Raw genomic sequence first — 15,356 nt, 5'->3', positions numbered from 1 at the left:
ACCCTTTCCCCTGTGCTGCTCATTCGTTGTGGCGCTGTTTTGCGCGTTTGGATCGATTTGCCTCGGCCAGGCCTTCCGGTGCCCGGGGGATAACCAAAATGAACAGTCGTCGCTGTTTTTTCTGTGGATGAACAGTGATCAGCCATCCTTTGCCCTTGGGCGCCCGGCGGGAAAACCGTGCGCGCCGACAGCTTGAATCATCCATGATTTTCATGAAGTGTTTGCTCTTGCGAAAATCCGAGGGCGAATATAACGAGCGATAGTTAAAGTTCAGGGTGATAAAAAAAAGAAATAATAGATAGAACGGAAAGCTGATCAGAAACCAAAGGTAGTATTCACGGTCCTGATCGTCGAGGAAAGGCAGGGAGATGGCTGCCGAAGTCTCGGATAAAGTTGCGAATATAGCGATTAGCGTCATGGGGTTGGTGATGATTTTCGAAGGTTTGTTCATGGTGGATGCTCATAACATATTCAGGCTCGGTGATTGCATTAGGAAGGTGTGAGTAATTGATGAGTTCGCGGTGAAGGTATTGATCGTGGTGTCTCCTCATAAATGGGATTGAATAAATTTCGCTTATTCCTTATGTGAATTCAATTTTATTTAAATAAAACCATTGTGGTTGTGTTGGTAAATAATTCAGTTACTTTTTATGAGTCGAGTGTTTTTTCGCTATTTGGGGACGGGGGGGATGCAGAAAAAAGCGCTTGTTTAGAGGGGCGCGGATCCCCTGATGCATCCATTTGCCTCTGTAAACAAATTTATGGCGCATTATTTCCAAGGGGATTTGTAGGATTTTTCTGTATCGCTTGTAGGTTGCGTCTCTCGGTGCGAGCGGTCAGGGGGGGCGGCATGCCAAGGTAGAATTGACTAGGCTATTGTGCGTGCTCTAAAAATTCGAACAGCGAAGTTGGATTTGCCCATGAATAAAGTGCTGATCGTGGATGATCATCCCGTCATTCGTCTTGCTGTACGTTTGCTAATGGAGCGTCATGGATATGAAGTTATTGCCGAAACCGATAATGGCGTCGATGCGTTGCAACTTTCCCGTGAACTTATGCCTGATATCGTTATTCTGGATATCGGCATTCCGAAACTGGATGGACTGGAGGTCATCGCACGCCTGACCGCCAACCCTTCACCTTTGAAAGTTCTGGTGCTGACTTCCCAGGCACCTGGGCATTTTTCGATGCGCTGCATGCAGACGGGGGCAGCCGGTTATGTGTGCAAGCAGCAGGACCTCACCGAGTTACTCAGTGCAATCAAGGCGGTGCTGTCGGGGTACAGTTATTTCCCCAATCAGGCCCTGCATACGGTGCGTTCGAGTCTGGGTAACGCAAGCGAGTCCGATATGGTCGATCGACTGTCCGGGCGAGAGATGATGGTCTTGCAGCAACTGGCTCGCGGAAAGACCAACAAGGAAATTGCCGATGGGATGTTCTTGAGCAACAAGACCGTCAGTACATACAAGACACGCTTGTTGTTGAAGCTCAATGCCCGCTCGCTGGTTGATCTGATCGAACTGGCGCAGCGTAACGGGTTAGTGTGAGTTTTTCCGGCCGCGCGTACTCAGTAAAAAGCCTCCATTCGGGAGGCTTTTACGTGTCAGAGGTCAAAGTCGTAATCGGCCAGTTGTTTCTGCAAGCGGCGCTCTTCCAGCAGATTATCAATCGTGCGACGTTTGCTCAGATTGGTTTTCGCTGTTTCGACGACCACAGGTTCCACATCGTCGGCCTCAACGGCGATGAAATCGTCTTCTACATCCAGTTGTTCTTTGTCAGCACTCATGGGATCGACTCCAGGCTTAAACTGCCATTGGCGCTCCTTATATCGATAAACCACGGGCGGGTAAAAAAGATTTTTTCAATCGACAAATCAATAAAAGCAATAGCGCCTCAATCGTCGGAGGTCTTGTGCTTGTATTCGCATAAGTCCTCGATCCGGCAGCTGCCACAGCGGGGCTTGCGCGCCAGGCAGACGTAACGTCCGTGAAGGATGAGCCAGTGATGGGAATCGAGTAGAAATTCCTTGGGTACGAATTTCATCAGCTTTTTCTCCACCTCCACCACGTTTTTGCCCGGCGCCAGCCCGGTGCGGTTGCTGACGCGGAAAATGTGAGTGTCGACGGCCATGGTCAGTTGGCGAAATGCGGTGTTGAGCACCACATTGGCGGTTTTGCGACCGACCCCTGGAAGCGCTTCCAGCGCTTCGCGAGTCTGTGGGACTTCGCCGTTGTGGCGCTCGATCAGCAGGCGGCATGTCTCGATCACGTTTTTTGCCTTGCTGTTGAACAGGCCGATGGTCTTGATGTACTCGGACAGCCCTTCGACGCCCAACGCGTGGATCGCCTGCGGCGTGTTGGCCACCGGGAACAGCTTGGCCGTGGCCTTGTTGACGCCGACGTCGGTGGATTGGGCCGACAGAATCACCGCGATCAACAGTTCGAACGGCGAGCTGTAGGCCAGTTCGGTCTTCGGTTCCGGGTTGTCTTCGTGCAAGCGACGGAATATTTCCAGGCGTTTTGCTGCGTTCATGGGCGCGGCGTTTCCTCGATCGTTGAAGGGGGGCTGGCGCCCGTCCAGGCCTGGTGCGCTGCCAGCAACAGACCGAGCAGAATAAACCCGCCAGGGGCGAGCAAGGCCAGTGATATTGCGTTGCCAATCAGCTCGCGCAGGGCGCCCAAGCCGATCATCAGCAGGCCGAACACGCCTGCCAGCCTGAGATGTTCGGGCAGGCGTGAGCCGACGAAGATGTCGTCATGCTCCAGCGCCACACAGCTCAAAGCGATCCAGCCAATGTAAAGGCTCAGCGGCTGATACATTTCCAGCATCCAGGCCTGCGCCACCAGGCCTGCGCAAGCCGTCAGGGTGGCGGCCAGCACAATGGAGGCGAGCAGTCGCTGAGGCGCTGTCAGGTGGGACCGTACCAGCCCCATGGCCAAGCCATGGCCGGCACTGATCAGTACCCAGGCCAGCCATAAGCCCAGCGCGTTTGCCAGCGAATCGCTGGCGCCGACCAAGGGCACGAGCAGCAGGCCGCGGGTCAGGACCAATGGCTTATTCATCAATGATCACTCCGGTCAGTTGAGCCTGATGCTCGTCGAAGTAACGCAGTGCATCGTGAACAGCCTGCAGGACTGATCGGGACGTGACGGTCGCGCCGGCCAGTTGATCGAACTGCCCCTGATCCTTTTTCAACGCCCAGCCGCTGTCGGTGGGAGCCTGGAGCGACTTACCGTTGAAGGTTTGCAGCCAGGGGTTTGGCCAGTCAGCGATGGCCGCGCCCAGGCCGGGCGTTTCCGACTGGCGCAGGGTTTTCACGCCCAGCATCCGCCCTTGCGGGTCGATAGCGACCAGCAATTGGATGCTGCCTTCATAGCCCAGTACCTGACTGCGTAACAACACTGCGCTGGGCAGGCCGGCGCGAGTCGCCAGGTATCCGCCCAGCAGCGTGCTATGGGCCAAGGTCACGGGGGCCATTACGACAGGTTGTGCCAATGGCTGATTGTCGTATCGGTCGGTCGGCAGCACGTCGAGCAAGGTTCTGTTCGCAAGGTCTTGTTGCTGACCCTTGATGCGCCCTGCGGTGCTGAGCTGAGTCAGGTAAGTGGCCCCAATGCCGAGACCGATCAGCAAAGCCAGGATGGCAACGCCACGGTAGTTTTTCATAGGGGCTGCGACCTGTGTCGCGCCTCGGCGAAGCGCTCCAGTGCGGGCACGCCGAGGTTCATCAGCAGCACCGCAAACGCCACGCCGTCCGGGTAACCACCCCAAGTCCGGATCAAGTAAGTCAGCAGTCCCACGCCTGCGCCAAACAGCAGGCGAGCGAGGGGCGCTTTGGCGCCCGAGACCGGTTCGGTCACGATAAAAAACGCACCGAGCAGGGTCGCACCCGTGAGCAGATGAAACAACGGCGAGCCATTGGAGTCGGAGCCCGATCCGTTCCAGCACAACAAGCTGATGATGAACAGGCCGGCGAGCATGCCCACCGGCGCGTGCCAGCTGAACACCCGTTGGTGCAGCAGGAACAGTCCTCCGGCCAGAAACGCCAGGTTGACCCACTCGACGCCGCGCCCACCCCAGCGTCCGAACGCCGGGTTGGCGGCGAACAGCTCATCGATGGTCAGGCTTTTGTTGATTCGCAGGCTGTCCAAGGCCGTTGCTCCTGCCCATCCATCAGGCCCAGGGTGAACCGCGAACACCTGTTGCAGGCCGTCGGACAGGCTCATGCCGTGAAGTGCCGGCCATTGATTGAGTTGCTGGGGAAACGCGATCAGCACCAGGGCGTAGCCGAGCATCGCCGGGTTGAACGGGTTATTGCCGACGCCGCCCCACAGGTGCTTGCCGAACAGCAAGGCGCAAGCTGTGGCTGTGACGGTCAGCCACCAGGGGCAATACGCTGGCAAGGCCAGCGCCAACAGCGTGGCGCTTACCAGCGCGCTGCCATCGTTGAGTGCCGGTTTGAGCGGCCGGCGCCGTAAGCGCAGCGCCAGTGCTTCGACGGCCAGTGCGCTAAGGCCCGCCAGCAACAGGTTGAACACCACGCCCCAGCCATAAAACCACGTCAACGCCAGAATGCCGGGCAGTGTCGCCAGTAGCACCCGCAGCATCGCCTGCCGCAGCCGTTCGTCCATGGGCTCAGGGAGCGACATGAGCATCCACCTGGCGTTCGGCGTCTTTCACCGCTTGCTCCAGGGGCTCTATTTGTTCATCCGACGCCCCTGCGGCCCTGGCCTTGCTGAGTTCGGCGCGACGCATGGCCAATTGGATCTTGGCCCGTTTCAGCTCGGCACTTTGAGTGGGGGCTGGGGTTGAAACAGTGGGCTGGACCGTCCCTTCCAATTGCGTCAAGGCTTGTTGCGCCGCTTCGAACTGGCGCTGTAGCACGATCAATTGCGACTGTTGTTCGAAGGTCGGCGGGTGGCCGAATGCTTTCAAGGATTTGTTCAACTGCGCCCGGCTCATGGCCAGGTCGACCTTGGCTTTTTTCAAGGCCGCATCGGCGTTGGCGGCTTTTTGCGCCCGTACCCGCTCCAGTGCCGCTTGCACGGGGTCGACGGACTGGATTTGGGGCTGTGAGGCGCGCTGTGTACGGGCCAGACGCTCGGCGAGACGCTGCTCCTCTTCGCGGCGCAGACGTGCGTTGCGCTGTTCGAAGCGCCGCCGGGCATGGTCGCGCTTGGCGGTGCGCGCTTGCTGCTCTTCGACGCTGAAGGCCAGGCCACCGACCACCGGCACCACGGTTGCCGTGGGCAATGGGTGCATTTCGATGCAGTCGACCGGGCAGGGCGCCACGCATAGATCGCAGCCTGTGCATTCGTCGACCAGGACGGTGTGCATCAACTTCGCCGCACCGACAATCGCGTCTACCGGGCAGGCCTGGATGCACTTGGTGCAGCCGATGCATTCGGCTTCGCGAATAAAGGCGATCTGCGCCGGGGCTGAACCACGACTGGTATCGAGCTCAAGCACGGGCACTTTCATCAGCTCGGCCAGGGCGGCGATGGTTTCACGGCCACCGGGCGGACATTTGTTGATCGGTTCGCCCTGGGCGATGCCTTCGGCGTAGGGCTTGCACCCGGGGTGGCCGCACTTGCCGCATTGGGTCTGCGGTAGCAGGGCGTCGATACGTTGAATCAGACTCATGCTTTGACCAGCCCGCGCAATCCAAGAAATGCCACCGCCATGAGCCCTGCGCCGATCAACTGGATCGGCAGACCACGAAAGGGTCTGGGGATATCGTTATCGAAGGTGCGCTGACGCAAATCATCGAACAGGCTCAACACCAGCCAGAAACCCAGGCCGGCGCCCAGGCTCGCGGCGACGGTGAGGCCCAGGCCGTGGTCATTCCGGCTGTTGATCAGCGTGATGCCCAGTATGCCGGCATTGCCCAGCAGCAGTGGCCACAAACCATCGAACGGCAGCGTCGGCAGCCAGCGCCCCAGCCAGTGCAGCAACGGTGCAATCAGCAACACACTCAAGGACAGCCATGCCAACAGGCGCAGCGAGGTCAGATTGGCCGGAACCAGCAGCCAGCGATCGATCAGATAACCCAAGGTGCCGACCATCAGCATCAGGCATGTCGTCGCCAGGCCCAGGGCGTGGACTTGCCTTCTTCCATTGGCCGCCAGCAGCGGATTGACGCCCAGCGGCCAATGCAACACAAGGTTGTTGATCAGGGCGGCGCTGAACAGTGTAAGAACGATTTCGGTCATGGGCGTGCTGGAACGAGAACCTGTCGTTAGAGGTTAGGCATTATCCGGCACACCGTCAGGGTGGGCCAGATATGAAAATCCCACAGTCGCCTGCCGGGCGACTGTGGGATCGGTACCGCGCGTGGTCGCGTTATTTGATCCGCTGACCCGGCTTGGCGCCGCTATCGGGGCTCAGCAGGTAGATTTCTTCACCGCCGGGACCTGCCGCCATCACCATGCCTTCGGAGATGCCGAAACGCATTTTGCGCGGCTTGAGGTTGGCGATCATCATCGTCAGCCGGCCTTCGAGCTTGGCCGGGTCTGGATAGGCGCTCTTGATGCCGGAGAACACGTTGCGCTGCTCATCACCGATGTCCAGCGTCAGGCGCAGTAGCTTGTCGGCGCCTTCCACGGCTTCAGCCTTGACGATCAGGGCTACGCGCAGGTCGATGGCGGCAAAGGCGTCGAAATCGATCTCCGGCGACAACGGGTCCTTGGTCAGCTCGCCATTGCCGGCCGGGGCACCGGTGTCGGTCTGGCTGGCGGCCAGGTCTTCTTTCGAGGCGTCGGTCATGGCTTGCACCTTGGTGGCGTCGATGCGAGTCATCAGCGGCTTGAACTCGTTCAGTTGATGGTTGCTCAGCAGCGTCTGGTGATCGTCCCAGGTCAGCGGTGCGACGTTCAGGAAAGCTTCGGCATCGGCGGCCAGCAACGGCAGCACCGGCTTGAGGAAGATCACCAGTTGGCGGAACAGATTGATACCCAGGGCGCAGATCGCCTGGACTTCGTCCTGCTTGCCTTCCTGTTTGTTCAGTGACCACGGCGCCTTGTCGGCGATCCAGGCATTGGCGCGGTCGGCCAGGGCCATGATCTCGCGCATCGCCCGGGCAAAGTCACGGGCCTCGTAGGCTTCGGCGATGCTCGGGGCCGCCGCCAGAAAGGCCTCGGTCAGCTCCGGCGCGGCGTTACCGGCTACCAGTACACCGGCGTTGCCTTTGTGGATGAAGCCGGCGCAACGGCTGGCGATGTTGACTACCTTGCCCACCAGGTCGGAGTTGACCTTCTGCACGAAGTCTTCAAGGTTCAGGTCCAGGTCGTCCACGCCACGGCCGAGCTTGGCCGCGTAGTAGTAGCGCAGGTATTCCGGCGACAGATGGTCCAGGTAGGTCCGGGCCTTGATGAAGGTACCGCGGGACTTGGACATTTTCTGGCCGTTGACGGTCAGGTAGCCGTGGACGTTGATACCGGTCGGTTTACGGAAACCGGCGCCTTCGAGCATGGCGGGCCAGAACAGCGCGTGGAAGTTCACGATGTCCTTGCCGATGAAGTGATACACCTCGGCCGTGGAGTCCTTGCCCCAGAACGCGTCGAAGTCTAGCTCCGGCGTGCGGTCGCAAAGGTTCTTGAAGCTCGCCATGTAGCCGATGGGCGCGTCCAGCCATACGTAGAAATACTTGCCGGGCTCGCCGGGGATTTCGAAGCCGAAGTACGGCGCATCGCGGGAAATGTCCCACTCTTGCAGGCCGGAGTCGAGCCATTCGGCGAGCTTATTGGCCACCGCGTCGTGCAACGTGCCGCTGCGGGTCCAGGTTTGCAGCATCTCTTGGAAGTCCGGCAGCTTGAAGAAGAAGTGCTGGGAGTCCTTGAGCACTGGCGTCGCCCCGGAAATCGCCGATTTCGGGTCCTTCAGGTCGGTCGGTGCGTAGGTGGCGCCGCATTTTTCGCAGTTATCGCCGTACTGGTCCTCGGTGCCACATTTCGGGCAAGTGCCTTTGATGAAGCGATCGGCCAGGAACATTTTCTTTTCCGGGTCGAAGTACTGGGTGATCGAACGGGTCGCGATGTGCCCGGCGTCACGCAGCTTCAGGTAGATCTGGCTCGACAGCTCACGGTTTTCTTCGGCGTGAGTGGAGTGGAAGTTGTCGAAGTCCACCAGGAAATCGGCGAAGTCGGCGCTGTGTTCGGCCTGGACGTTGGCGATCAGTTGCTCCGGGGTGATGCCTTCCTTTTCCGCGCGCAGCATGATGGCCGAACCGTGGGCGTCGTCGGCGCAGACATAGATGCACTGGTTGCCGCGATGTTTCTGGAAGCGCGTCCACATATCGGTCTGGATGTATTCCAGCATATGGCCGAGGTGAATCGAACCATTGGCATAGGGCAGGGCGCTGGTGACGAGGATCTTGCGTGGCTCGGACATGGGGCTCGGCTACTTGATGAAACGGAGGTCGGCCACTATAAAGCGCTGGGAAATATATTTCACCCCACTGGCCTGTTTCCGGATGCATTGCTGGGGGCGGTATGGACACAACCTGTGGCGAGGGGATTTATCCCCGCTGGACTGCGCAGCAGTCCAAAATAGAGCACTCTGACACACTGTAGCAGCAGGTTTTAGGGCCGCTGCGCGCCCCAACGGGGATAAATCCCCTCGCCACAAAGGTGTTCGCGCGACAGTAATCAAGTCGCCACGCGGCAGCGTGGGGCGTAGGATAGCGGCCTGTTTTTCAAGTCTTGCTATCGGAGTTGCCCATGAGCGCCGTCAATCGCGCAGCGGTGGAAGCCGTTCTTCGCCAGTACACCGACCCTTACCTGAACCAGGACCCGGTCAGCGCCGGATGCGTGCGCACCATCGACATCCAGGGCGATCGCGTCAGCGTCCAGCTGGAAATCGGCTACGCCGCCGATCTGTTCAAGAGCGGTTGGGCGCAAATGCTGCAAATGGCGATCGAGTTCCTGGACGGTGTAGCCAGCGCCAAAGTCGACGTCACCAGCGTGATCGCTGCTCACAAGGCCCAGGCGCAGGTGCCGGGGCTGGCGAACGTCAAGAACGTGATCGCTGTGGCCTCGGGCAAGGGCGGCGTGGGTAAGTCCACCACCGCCGCCAACCTGGCCCTGGCCCTGGCCCGTGAAGGCGCGAAGGTCGGGATTCTCGACGCGGACATATACGGCCCGAGTCAGGGCATCATGTTCGGCGTTGCCGAGGGCACCCGGCCGCAGGTCAAGGACCAGAAATGGTTCGTTCCGATCCAGTCCCATGGCGTGGAAGTCATGTCCATGGCCTTCCTGACCGATGACAACACGCCGATGGTCTGGCGCGGGCCGATGGTTTCCGGCGCCTTGCTGCAACTGGTGACGCAGACCGCCTGGGGCGATCTGGATTACCTGGTGATCGACATGCCGCCAGGCACCGGGGATATCCAACTGACCCTGGCGCAAAAAGTCCCGGTGGCCGGTGCGGTGATCGTCACCACGCCGCAGGATCTGGCCCTGCTGGACGCCCGCAAGGGTGTGGAGATGTTCCGCAAAGTGAACATCCCGGTACTGGGTGTGGTGGAAAACATGGCCGTGCACATCTGCTCGAACTGCGGACATGCCGAGCATCTGTTCGGTGAAGGCGGCGGAGAAAAACTGGCGAGCCAGTACGGCGTCGAACTGCTGGCCTCGCTGCCGCTGTCGATGCTGATTCGCGAGCAGGCTGACGGCGGCAAACCCACGGTCATTGCCGAGCCGGACAGCCAGATCGCCATGGTCTATCAGGAACTGGCTCGCCACGTCGGCGCGCGGATCGTGCTGCAAGAGGCTGCGTCACCGGCGATGCCGAACATCACCATGAGCGACGATTGAATAAGCCGTAACACAATCCATTGTGGGAGCGAGCCTGCTCGCGATAGCGGTGTATCAGTCACATCAAAGTTGACTGACCCGGCGCCATCGCGAGCAGGCTCGCCCCACAGTGGTTGTGTGTAGGTTTTTAGATCCGCAACCCGCCATCCATCTCCAGGATCCGACCGGTGTAATAGTCGTTCTCGAAGATGTACGCCGCCGAATGGGCGATCTCCTCGGGTTTGCCCATGCGTTTGAGCGGGATGCCGGAGGTCATTTTTTCCAGGGCTTCGGGTTTCATGCCCAGGGTCATTTCGGTTTCGATGAAGCCCGGCGCGATGCCGGCGACACGGATGCCGTAGCGTGCCAGTTCCTTGGCCCAGGTCACGGTGGCGGCCGCCACGCCGGCCTTGGCCGCCGAATAGTTGGTCTGGCCGACGTTGCCGGCGCGCGAGATCGACGAAATGTTGATGATCGCGCCGCTGTTCTTCAGCTCGACCATTTTCGCTGCCACTTCGCGGGTACACAGGAAGACACCCGTGAGGTTGACGTCAATCACCGCCTGCCACTGGGCCAGGCTCATTTTGCTCATTTCGCCGTCCTTGACCTTGAGCAGCAAGCCGTCGCGCAGGATCCCGGCGTTGTTGATCAAGCCGTGGATCGCGCCGAAGTCCTCGGCGACCCGGGCGACCATGTCGCTCACTTGCTCCTCATTGGCGACGTTGCACAGATAAGCCCGGGCCTCGACACCCTTGGCCACGCAGGCGGCAACCGCCTGGTCGAGTTTTTCCTGATTGAGGTCCACCAGGGCGAGCTTGGCGCCTTTGCCGGCGAAATACTCGGCCATGGAGCGGCCCAGACCCTGGCAACCGCCGGTGATAATGATTACTTTGTCGGTGAGTTGCATTGGCATGTCCAGATTGCAGAGCGGTTGGAGGATGTCCTTTTACTGGCCTCTCGATCTGCGTCGGCGTAGCCCGGTTGCACACGAGAACTGCCTAAAGGCGCGCTGGTACTTTGCTCCAGTCGCCTGACCGTTTCCAGACGGATTTGATCAAAGGAGTCATAAATTGAGCGTTGAAGCTGCCAAGCATGCACGAGAATTGCTGCTCAAGGAATACCGTGGAGTGCTCTCCACCCATTCCAAATCCATGCCCGGTTTCCCGTTCGGCTCCGTGGTGCCATATTGCCTGGACGACCAAGGCCGTCCACTGATCCTGATCAGCCGTATCGCCCAACACACCCACAACCTGCAAAAAGACCCCAAGTGTTCAATGCTCGTAGGTGAGCGGGGGGCCGAGGATGTGCAGGCCGTAGGGCGCCTGACTTATCTGGCCGAGGCGCGCAAGCTGGAAGACAACCTCGCCATCGACGCCGCCGCTGAGCGTTACTACCGTTATTTCCCGGAGTCGCAGAACTACCACAAGGCCCATGACTTCGATTTCTGGGTGCTCAACCCGGTGCGTCATCGTTACATCGGTGGCTTTGGGGCCATTCACTGGATCGACCAGATCACCCTGGCCAACCCCTTCGCCGGCAAGGCCGAAGCCAGCATGATCGACCACATGAATGCCGACCATGCCAAGGCCATCGCGCATTACGTCGAGCTGGCCGGTCTGCCCGCCACCGAACCTGCGCAACTGGCCGGTATCGACAGCGAAGGCATGCACTTGCGGATCGGTCAGGCCCTTTACTGGCTGGCGTTTCCAGCGCCTTGCAATACGCCGACACAAGTGCGCGAAGCCTTGGTTTATCTGGCTCACGCCGAGCAATGGCCAAAAAATGCTGAGGCTGACGCTTGAATTCACGAAAGGGCGACGTCATTTAGGGTTTGATAGCAAGGCATTCTTGCGTTGAGGAACCTTTTGATGCGCCCTTTTTTGTTGCTCTTTCTGCTGTTCCCGGTGTTGGAGCTGTTCGTATTCGTCAAGGTCAGCGGGGCGATCGGGTTTTTCCCGGCACTGCTGCTGGTCATTCTCGGCTCGATGCTCGGTGTGTTCGTGCTGCGCATCGCCGGCCTCGCCACGGCTCTGCGTGCCCGTGAAAGCCTGAACCGCGGCGAGCTGCCTGCCCAGACCATGCTCGAAGGCCTGATGCTGGCCTTGGGTGGCGGTCTGTTGATCCTGCCTGGCTTCATCAGCGATGTGCTGGGCCTGGTCATGCTGCTGCCGTTCACCCGTCGGTTGCTGGCCAATAAAATGCGCCAGCGTGCCGAAGAACAGGCGATTCGCCAGCGAGCCTTCGCCGACGACCTTCAGCCCCGTGGCGGGCCGCCTCCACGAGAACCTGTGGGCCGCGAACCGGATGTGATCGAAGGCGAGTTCGAGCACCGCGATACCAAGTAAAACCAGCGACACGGCACCTTCGGGTGCCGTGTTCGTTTTCGGCTTCGTGAAGTAAAAAATTTTCTACCCGACCCTTGAAATCGGCTTGTACGCCCTTATGTATGGGTCACCGCAAGGTTTCCGGTGGCGACACTGGACAGACTTCCGCGGTTCGCTTGACGAACCGCATCCGGCTCCGCCGGCTTTTGTTAAACCCGCCGGGACTACACCGGCCGATGAAAACCAAAATTAGGAGAGATCGACAATGAAGCTTCGTCCTCTGCATGACCGCGTCGTCATCCGTCGCAGCGAAGAAGAGAAGAAAACCGCTGGCGGTATCGTCCTGCCAGGTTCGGCTGCTGAAAAAGCCAACCACGGTGAAGTTCTCGCTGTAGGCCCAGGCAAGGCTCTGGAAAACGGTGAAGTACGTGCGCTGGCCGTGAAAGTGGGTGACAAGGTTGTGTTCGGCCCTTACTCCGGCAGCAACACAGTGAAAGTCGACGGCGAAGACCTGCTGGTGATGAGCGAGAACGAAATCCTCGCTGTCCTGGAAGACTGATTCCCCCGCTCATTTTCCCGTTACTACAAAGTATTTAAGGAATATCGATCATGGCTGCTAAAGAAGTTAAATTCGGCGATTCCGCCCGCAAGAAAATGCTCGCCGGTGTCAACGTCCTGGCTGACGCAGTAAAAGCGACCCTGGGCCCTAAAGGCCGTAACGTGATCATCGAGAAGAGCTTCGGCGCTCCGACCATCACCAAGGACGGCGTTTCCGTAGCCAAGGAAATCGAGCTCAAAGACCGCTTTGAAAACATGGGCGCGCAACTGGTCAAAGACGTTGCCTCCCGTGCCAACGATGATGCTGGTGACGGCACCACCACCGCGACCGTACTGGCTCAATCGATCGTCAACGAAGGCCTCAAGGCTGTCGCTGCCGGCATGAACCCGATGGACCTCAAGCGCGGCATCGACAAGGCGACCATCGCCATCGTCAAAGAGCTTAAAGCCCTGTCCAAGCCATGCGCTGACACCAAGGCTATCGCTCAGGTCGGCACCATCTCGGCCAACTCCGACAACTCCATCGGCGACATCATTGCCGAAGCCATGGAAAAAGTCGGTAAAGAAGGCGTGATCACCGTTGAAGAAGGCTCGGGCCTGGAAAACGAACTGTCGGTTGTTGAAGGCATGCAGTTCGACCGTGGCTACCTGTCGCCGTACTTCGTCAACAAGCCGGACACCATGGTTGCCGAGCTTGAGAGCCCGCTGATCCTGCTGGTCGACAAGAAAATCTCCAACATCCGCGAAATGCTGCCAGTGCTGGAAGCCGTTGCCAAAGCCGGCCGCCCACTGTTGATCGTGGCTGAAGACGTTGAAGGCGAAGCCCTGGCGACTCTGGTTGTGAACAACATGCGCGGTATCGTTAAAGTCGCTGCCGTCAAGGCACCTGGCTTCGGCGACCGTCGCAAGGCCATGCTGCAGGACATCGCCGTACTGACCGGCGGTACCGTTATCTCCGAAGAGATCGGCCTGAGCCTGGAAAGCACCACCCTGGAGCACCTGGGTAACGCCAAGCGCGTAATCCTGTCCAAGGAAAACACCACCGTGATCGACGGTGCTGGCGTCGAGGCTGATATCCAGGCTCGCGTTACTCAGATCCGCGCACAAGTGGCCGACACTTCGTCCGACTACGACCGTGAAAAACTGCAAGAGCGTCTGGCCAAGCTGTCGGGCGGCGTTGCAGTGATCAAGGTTGGCGCCGGTTCCGAAGTTGAAATGAAAGAGAAGAAAGCCCGCGTTGAAGACGCCCTGCACGCAACCCGCGCAGCCGTCGAAGAAGGCGTGGTACCTGGCGGCGGCGTGGCACTGGTTCGTGCCCTGCAAGCCATCAGCGAGCTCAAAGGCGATAACGATGACCAGAACGTGGGCATCCAGTTGCTGCGTCGCGCTGTTGAAGCACCGCTGCGCCAGATCGTTGCCAACTCCGGTGACGAGCCAAGCGTTGTGGTCGACAAGGTCAAGCAGGGTTCGGGTAACTACGGTTACAACGCTGCGACCGGCGAATACGGCGACATGATCGAAATGGGTATCCTGGACCCAGCCAAAGTGACTCGTTCGGCTCTGCAAGCGGCTTCGTCGATTGCCAGCCTGATGATCACCACCGAGGCGATGATCGCTGAAATCAAGGAAGATGCTCCAGCTGGCGGCGGTATGCCAGACATGGGCGGCATGGGTGGCATGGGCGGCATGATGTAAGCCAGCCTTACCCCTGTACTGAAAAACCCCGTCTGCGAAAGCAGGCGGGGTTTTTTAATGCCTCGGGTTTACCCCGCTCATTGAATTTGCACCAATCCCTGTGGGAGCGAGCCTGCTCGCGATAGCGGTGTAACAGTCACCCTCAATGTTGCTGATCCGACGCTATCGCGAGCAGGCTCGCTCCCACATTCAGATTGGTGTTCAAGCATTGACGGGTTGGGTTGTCGCCGCTCTCTTCACTGTAGAGACCGGCCGGTACAGCACGTAGTAATAACACCCCAGGCAAATCAGCCAACAGAACACCGCTGTCCACACATTGTGGGAAAAGAAATGCGCCCCTTGCATCATGCGGCTCACGGAGAACAGCGTTCCCAGGGAGGCAGCGAATATGAAGGCCAGGCGGGCCAGGCGAGGGCGGCGGTCGCGCAGTACGAAGAACAACGCGAACAGCGTAAACCCGGTGGCAGCGTGACCGCCGGGCCAGCATCGGCCGGGTTTGTCAGTTGCCGGGCGCGGGCTCAGCAGTTCGCTGTAGGTTTGCTTGCCTCCGAACTCCTTCAGGCTCCAGGGGCATTGCACTGCCGTTACGGCTTTCATCGGCGTGACGAATGAAGTAGCCAGCGCCAGGGAGAGCACCAGGCAGCCCAGTTCGCGTTTGAACGGTTTGAGTCGGGTGAGGAAGAACGTGCAGATGAACCCGAGAATCGACAGCAAAGAAAACGCGATGACCACCTGTTTGGCCCGGTCATGCAGAATGTCTTCCAGAAAAAAACTGTGCCGACCGATAAACCCGTCGACTGGGTCGTAGAACAGCCTGGCCAGATCCATGTCCAGCGTGGTCAGTTCCAGCAGCACCAGGATCACCGCGATTGCAGCGGGCAGGCCCAGGGCGACCCGGAAATTCAGCGGCCTGGAGACGGGACGGGTGGTGGTGGAAACCATGGCAGTACCTTTGGTGAAGTGTTCTTGAGCAGCGCGTTGCGCGCAG

At 59.3% G+C, this 15,356-nt stretch carries 16 protein-coding genes and 1 pseudogene; 6 read left to right on the top strand and 11 right to left on the bottom strand.

The window, feature by feature from the left end:
- Positions 1 to 193: 193 nt before the first annotated feature.
- Positions 194 to 451 (bottom strand): annotated as a pseudogene (locus tag AC3I65_RS20250) (hypothetical protein); the annotation flags it as partial.
- Positions 452 to 920: 469 nt separating this feature from the next.
- Here AC3I65_RS20250 and AC3I65_RS20245 point away from each other — a divergent pair.
- Positions 921 to 1,547: a response regulator transcription factor gene (locus tag AC3I65_RS20245; RefSeq protein ID WP_047227014.1), complete on the top strand. Its 627-nt coding sequence runs from the start codon at positions 921 to 923 to the stop codon at positions 1,545 to 1,547.
- Between the two features lie 56 nt (positions 1,548 to 1,603).
- Here the strand turns inward: AC3I65_RS20245 and AC3I65_RS20240 are convergent, their stop codons facing one another.
- The 8 genes from AC3I65_RS20240 to metG all read right to left on the bottom strand — a co-directional run bounded on the left by AC3I65_RS20240 (position 1,604) and on the right by metG (position 8,388).
- Positions 1,604 to 1,786 carry a PA3496 family putative envelope integrity protein gene (locus tag AC3I65_RS20240; RefSeq protein ID WP_047227013.1) on the bottom strand — a complete coding sequence of 61 codons (183 nt, stop codon included), beginning with the start codon at positions 1,784 to 1,786 and terminating at the stop codon, positions 1,604 to 1,606.
- Positions 1,787 to 1,893: 107 nt separating this feature from the next.
- The gene (nth, locus tag AC3I65_RS20235; RefSeq protein WP_047227012.1) at positions 1,894 to 2,532 is read right to left on the bottom strand and encodes an endonuclease III; all 639 of its coding nucleotides are present in this window, start codon (positions 2,530 to 2,532) and stop codon (positions 1,894 to 1,896) included.
- Positions 2,529 to 3,062 (bottom strand): Rnf-Nqr domain containing protein, encoded by a 534-nt coding sequence (locus AC3I65_RS20230; RefSeq protein ID WP_339491040.1) that lies wholly within the window; start codon positions 3,060 to 3,062, stop codon positions 2,529 to 2,531. Before AC3I65_RS20230 ends, nth begins: the two co-directional genes overlap by 4 nt.
- The gene (locus tag AC3I65_RS20225; protein WP_488524101.1) at positions 3,055 to 3,666 is read right to left on the bottom strand and encodes an RnfABCDGE type electron transport complex subunit G; all 612 of its coding nucleotides are present in this window, start codon (positions 3,664 to 3,666) and stop codon (positions 3,055 to 3,057) included. Before AC3I65_RS20225 ends, AC3I65_RS20230 begins: the two co-directional genes overlap by 8 nt.
- Positions 3,663 to 4,649 carry an RnfABCDGE type electron transport complex subunit D gene (locus tag AC3I65_RS20220; RefSeq protein ID WP_047227009.1) on the bottom strand — a complete coding sequence of 329 codons (987 nt, stop codon included), beginning with the start codon at positions 4,647 to 4,649 and terminating at the stop codon, positions 3,663 to 3,665. Before AC3I65_RS20220 ends, AC3I65_RS20225 begins: the two co-directional genes overlap by 4 nt.
- Positions 4,636 to 5,643: an electron transport complex subunit RsxB gene (gene rsxB / locus AC3I65_RS20215; protein WP_488524100.1), complete on the bottom strand. Its 1,008-nt coding sequence runs from the start codon at positions 5,641 to 5,643 to the stop codon at positions 4,636 to 4,638. Before rsxB ends, AC3I65_RS20220 begins: the two co-directional genes overlap by 14 nt.
- Complete coding sequence (locus AC3I65_RS20210; RefSeq protein WP_076383713.1) at positions 5,640 to 6,212, bottom strand: Rnf-Nqr domain containing protein; 573 nt, start codon at positions 6,210 to 6,212, stop codon at positions 5,640 to 5,642. The genes rsxB and AC3I65_RS20210 overlap by 4 nt, the downstream gene beginning before the upstream one ends.
- Before the next feature lie 130 nt (positions 6,213 to 6,342).
- Positions 6,343 to 8,388, bottom strand: coding sequence for a methionine--tRNA ligase (gene metG / locus AC3I65_RS20205; RefSeq protein WP_047227006.1), 2,046 nt, complete (start codon positions 8,386 to 8,388; stop codon positions 6,343 to 6,345).
- A gap of 329 nt (positions 8,389 to 8,717) precedes the next feature.
- Between metG and apbC the strand changes: the two genes are divergently transcribed.
- The gene (apbC, locus tag AC3I65_RS20200; RefSeq protein ID WP_488524099.1) at positions 8,718 to 9,812 is read left to right on the top strand and encodes an iron-sulfur cluster carrier protein ApbC; all 1,095 of its coding nucleotides are present in this window, start codon (positions 8,718 to 8,720) and stop codon (positions 9,810 to 9,812) included.
- A 127-nt stretch (positions 9,813 to 9,939) separates the two neighbouring features.
- Here the strand turns inward: apbC and AC3I65_RS20195 are convergent, their stop codons facing one another.
- The gene (locus AC3I65_RS20195) at positions 9,940 to 10,698 is read right to left on the bottom strand and encodes an SDR family oxidoreductase (protein ID WP_047227004.1); all 759 of its coding nucleotides are present in this window, start codon (positions 10,696 to 10,698) and stop codon (positions 9,940 to 9,942) included.
- A gap of 163 nt (positions 10,699 to 10,861) precedes the next feature.
- On the opposite strand from AC3I65_RS20195, the gene AC3I65_RS20190 reads away from it, so the two are divergent.
- From AC3I65_RS20190 to groL, 4 genes are all read left to right on the top strand, one after another.
- Positions 10,862 to 11,593 (top strand): HugZ family pyridoxamine 5'-phosphate oxidase, encoded by a 732-nt coding sequence (locus AC3I65_RS20190; RefSeq protein WP_076383714.1) that lies wholly within the window; start codon positions 10,862 to 10,864, stop codon positions 11,591 to 11,593.
- A 66-nt stretch (positions 11,594 to 11,659) separates the two neighbouring features.
- The gene (locus AC3I65_RS20185) at positions 11,660 to 12,136 is read left to right on the top strand and encodes an FxsA family protein (RefSeq protein WP_047227002.1); all 477 of its coding nucleotides are present in this window, start codon (positions 11,660 to 11,662) and stop codon (positions 12,134 to 12,136) included.
- Positions 12,137 to 12,380: 244 nt separating this feature from the next.
- Positions 12,381 to 12,674 carry a co-chaperone GroES gene (locus tag AC3I65_RS20180; protein WP_047227001.1) on the top strand — a complete coding sequence of 98 codons (294 nt, stop codon included), beginning with the start codon at positions 12,381 to 12,383 and terminating at the stop codon, positions 12,672 to 12,674.
- A gap of 50 nt (positions 12,675 to 12,724) precedes the next feature.
- Entirely contained in the window at positions 12,725 to 14,368 is a 1,644-nt protein-coding gene (gene groL / locus AC3I65_RS20175; protein WP_047227000.1) for a chaperonin GroEL, read from the top strand.
- Positions 14,369 to 14,569: 201 nt separating this feature from the next.
- Here the strand turns inward: groL and AC3I65_RS20170 are convergent, their stop codons facing one another.
- Positions 14,570 to 15,310: a phosphatase PAP2 family protein gene (locus AC3I65_RS20170; protein ID WP_488524098.1), complete on the bottom strand. Its 741-nt coding sequence runs from the start codon at positions 15,308 to 15,310 to the stop codon at positions 14,570 to 14,572.
- Positions 15,311 to 15,356 lie beyond the last annotated feature (46 nt).

The organism is Pseudomonas sp. N-1-13, assembly GCF_057787095.1.
The sequence above is the reverse complement of the archived record's forward strand: the minus strand, read 5'-3'. Positions and strand labels throughout refer to the sequence as shown.

Bases quoted from the DNA above. Each gene is read 5' to 3' on its own strand.
- AC3I65_RS20245 (WP_047227014.1), top strand. From the start codon at position 921: ATGAATAAAGTGCTGATCGTGGATGATCATCCCGTCATTCGTCTTGCT.
- AC3I65_RS20240 (WP_047227013.1), bottom strand. From the start codon at position 1,786: ATGAGTGCTGACAAAGAACAACTGGATGTAGAAGACGATTTCATCGCC.
- nth (WP_047227012.1), bottom strand. From the start codon at position 2,532: ATGAACGCAGCAAAACGCCTGGAAATATTCCGTCGCTTGCACGAAGAC.
- AC3I65_RS20230 (WP_339491040.1), bottom strand. From the start codon at position 3,062: ATGAATAAGCCATTGGTCCTGACCCGCGGCCTGCTGCTCGTGCCCTTG.
- AC3I65_RS20225 (WP_488524101.1), bottom strand. From the start codon at position 3,666: ATGAAAAACTACCGTGGCGTTGCCATCCTGGCTTTGCTGATCGGTCTC.
- AC3I65_RS20220 (WP_047227009.1), bottom strand. From the start codon at position 4,649: ATGTCGCTCCCTGAGCCCATGGACGAACGGCTGCGGCAGGCGATGCTG.
- rsxB (WP_488524100.1), bottom strand. From the start codon at position 5,643: ATGAGTCTGATTCAACGTATCGACGCCCTGCTACCGCAGACCCAATGC.
- AC3I65_RS20210 (WP_076383713.1), bottom strand. From the start codon at position 6,212: ATGACCGAAATCGTTCTTACACTGTTCAGCGCCGCCCTGATCAACAAC.
- metG (WP_047227006.1), bottom strand. From the start codon at position 8,388: ATGTCCGAGCCACGCAAGATCCTCGTCACCAGCGCCCTGCCCTATGCC.
- apbC (WP_488524099.1), top strand. From the start codon at position 8,718: ATGAGCGCCGTCAATCGCGCAGCGGTGGAAGCCGTTCTTCGCCAGTAC.
- AC3I65_RS20195 (WP_047227004.1), bottom strand. From the start codon at position 10,698: ATGCAACTCACCGACAAAGTAATCATTATCACCGGCGGTTGCCAGGGT.
- AC3I65_RS20185 (WP_047227002.1), top strand. From the start codon at position 11,660: ATGCGCCCTTTTTTGTTGCTCTTTCTGCTGTTCCCGGTGTTGGAGCTG.
- AC3I65_RS20180 (WP_047227001.1), top strand. From the start codon at position 12,381: ATGAAGCTTCGTCCTCTGCATGACCGCGTCGTCATCCGTCGCAGCGAA.
- groL (WP_047227000.1), top strand. From the start codon at position 12,725: ATGGCTGCTAAAGAAGTTAAATTCGGCGATTCCGCCCGCAAGAAAATG.
- AC3I65_RS20170 (WP_488524098.1), bottom strand. From the start codon at position 15,310: ATGGTTTCCACCACCACCCGTCCCGTCTCCAGGCCGCTGAATTTCCGG.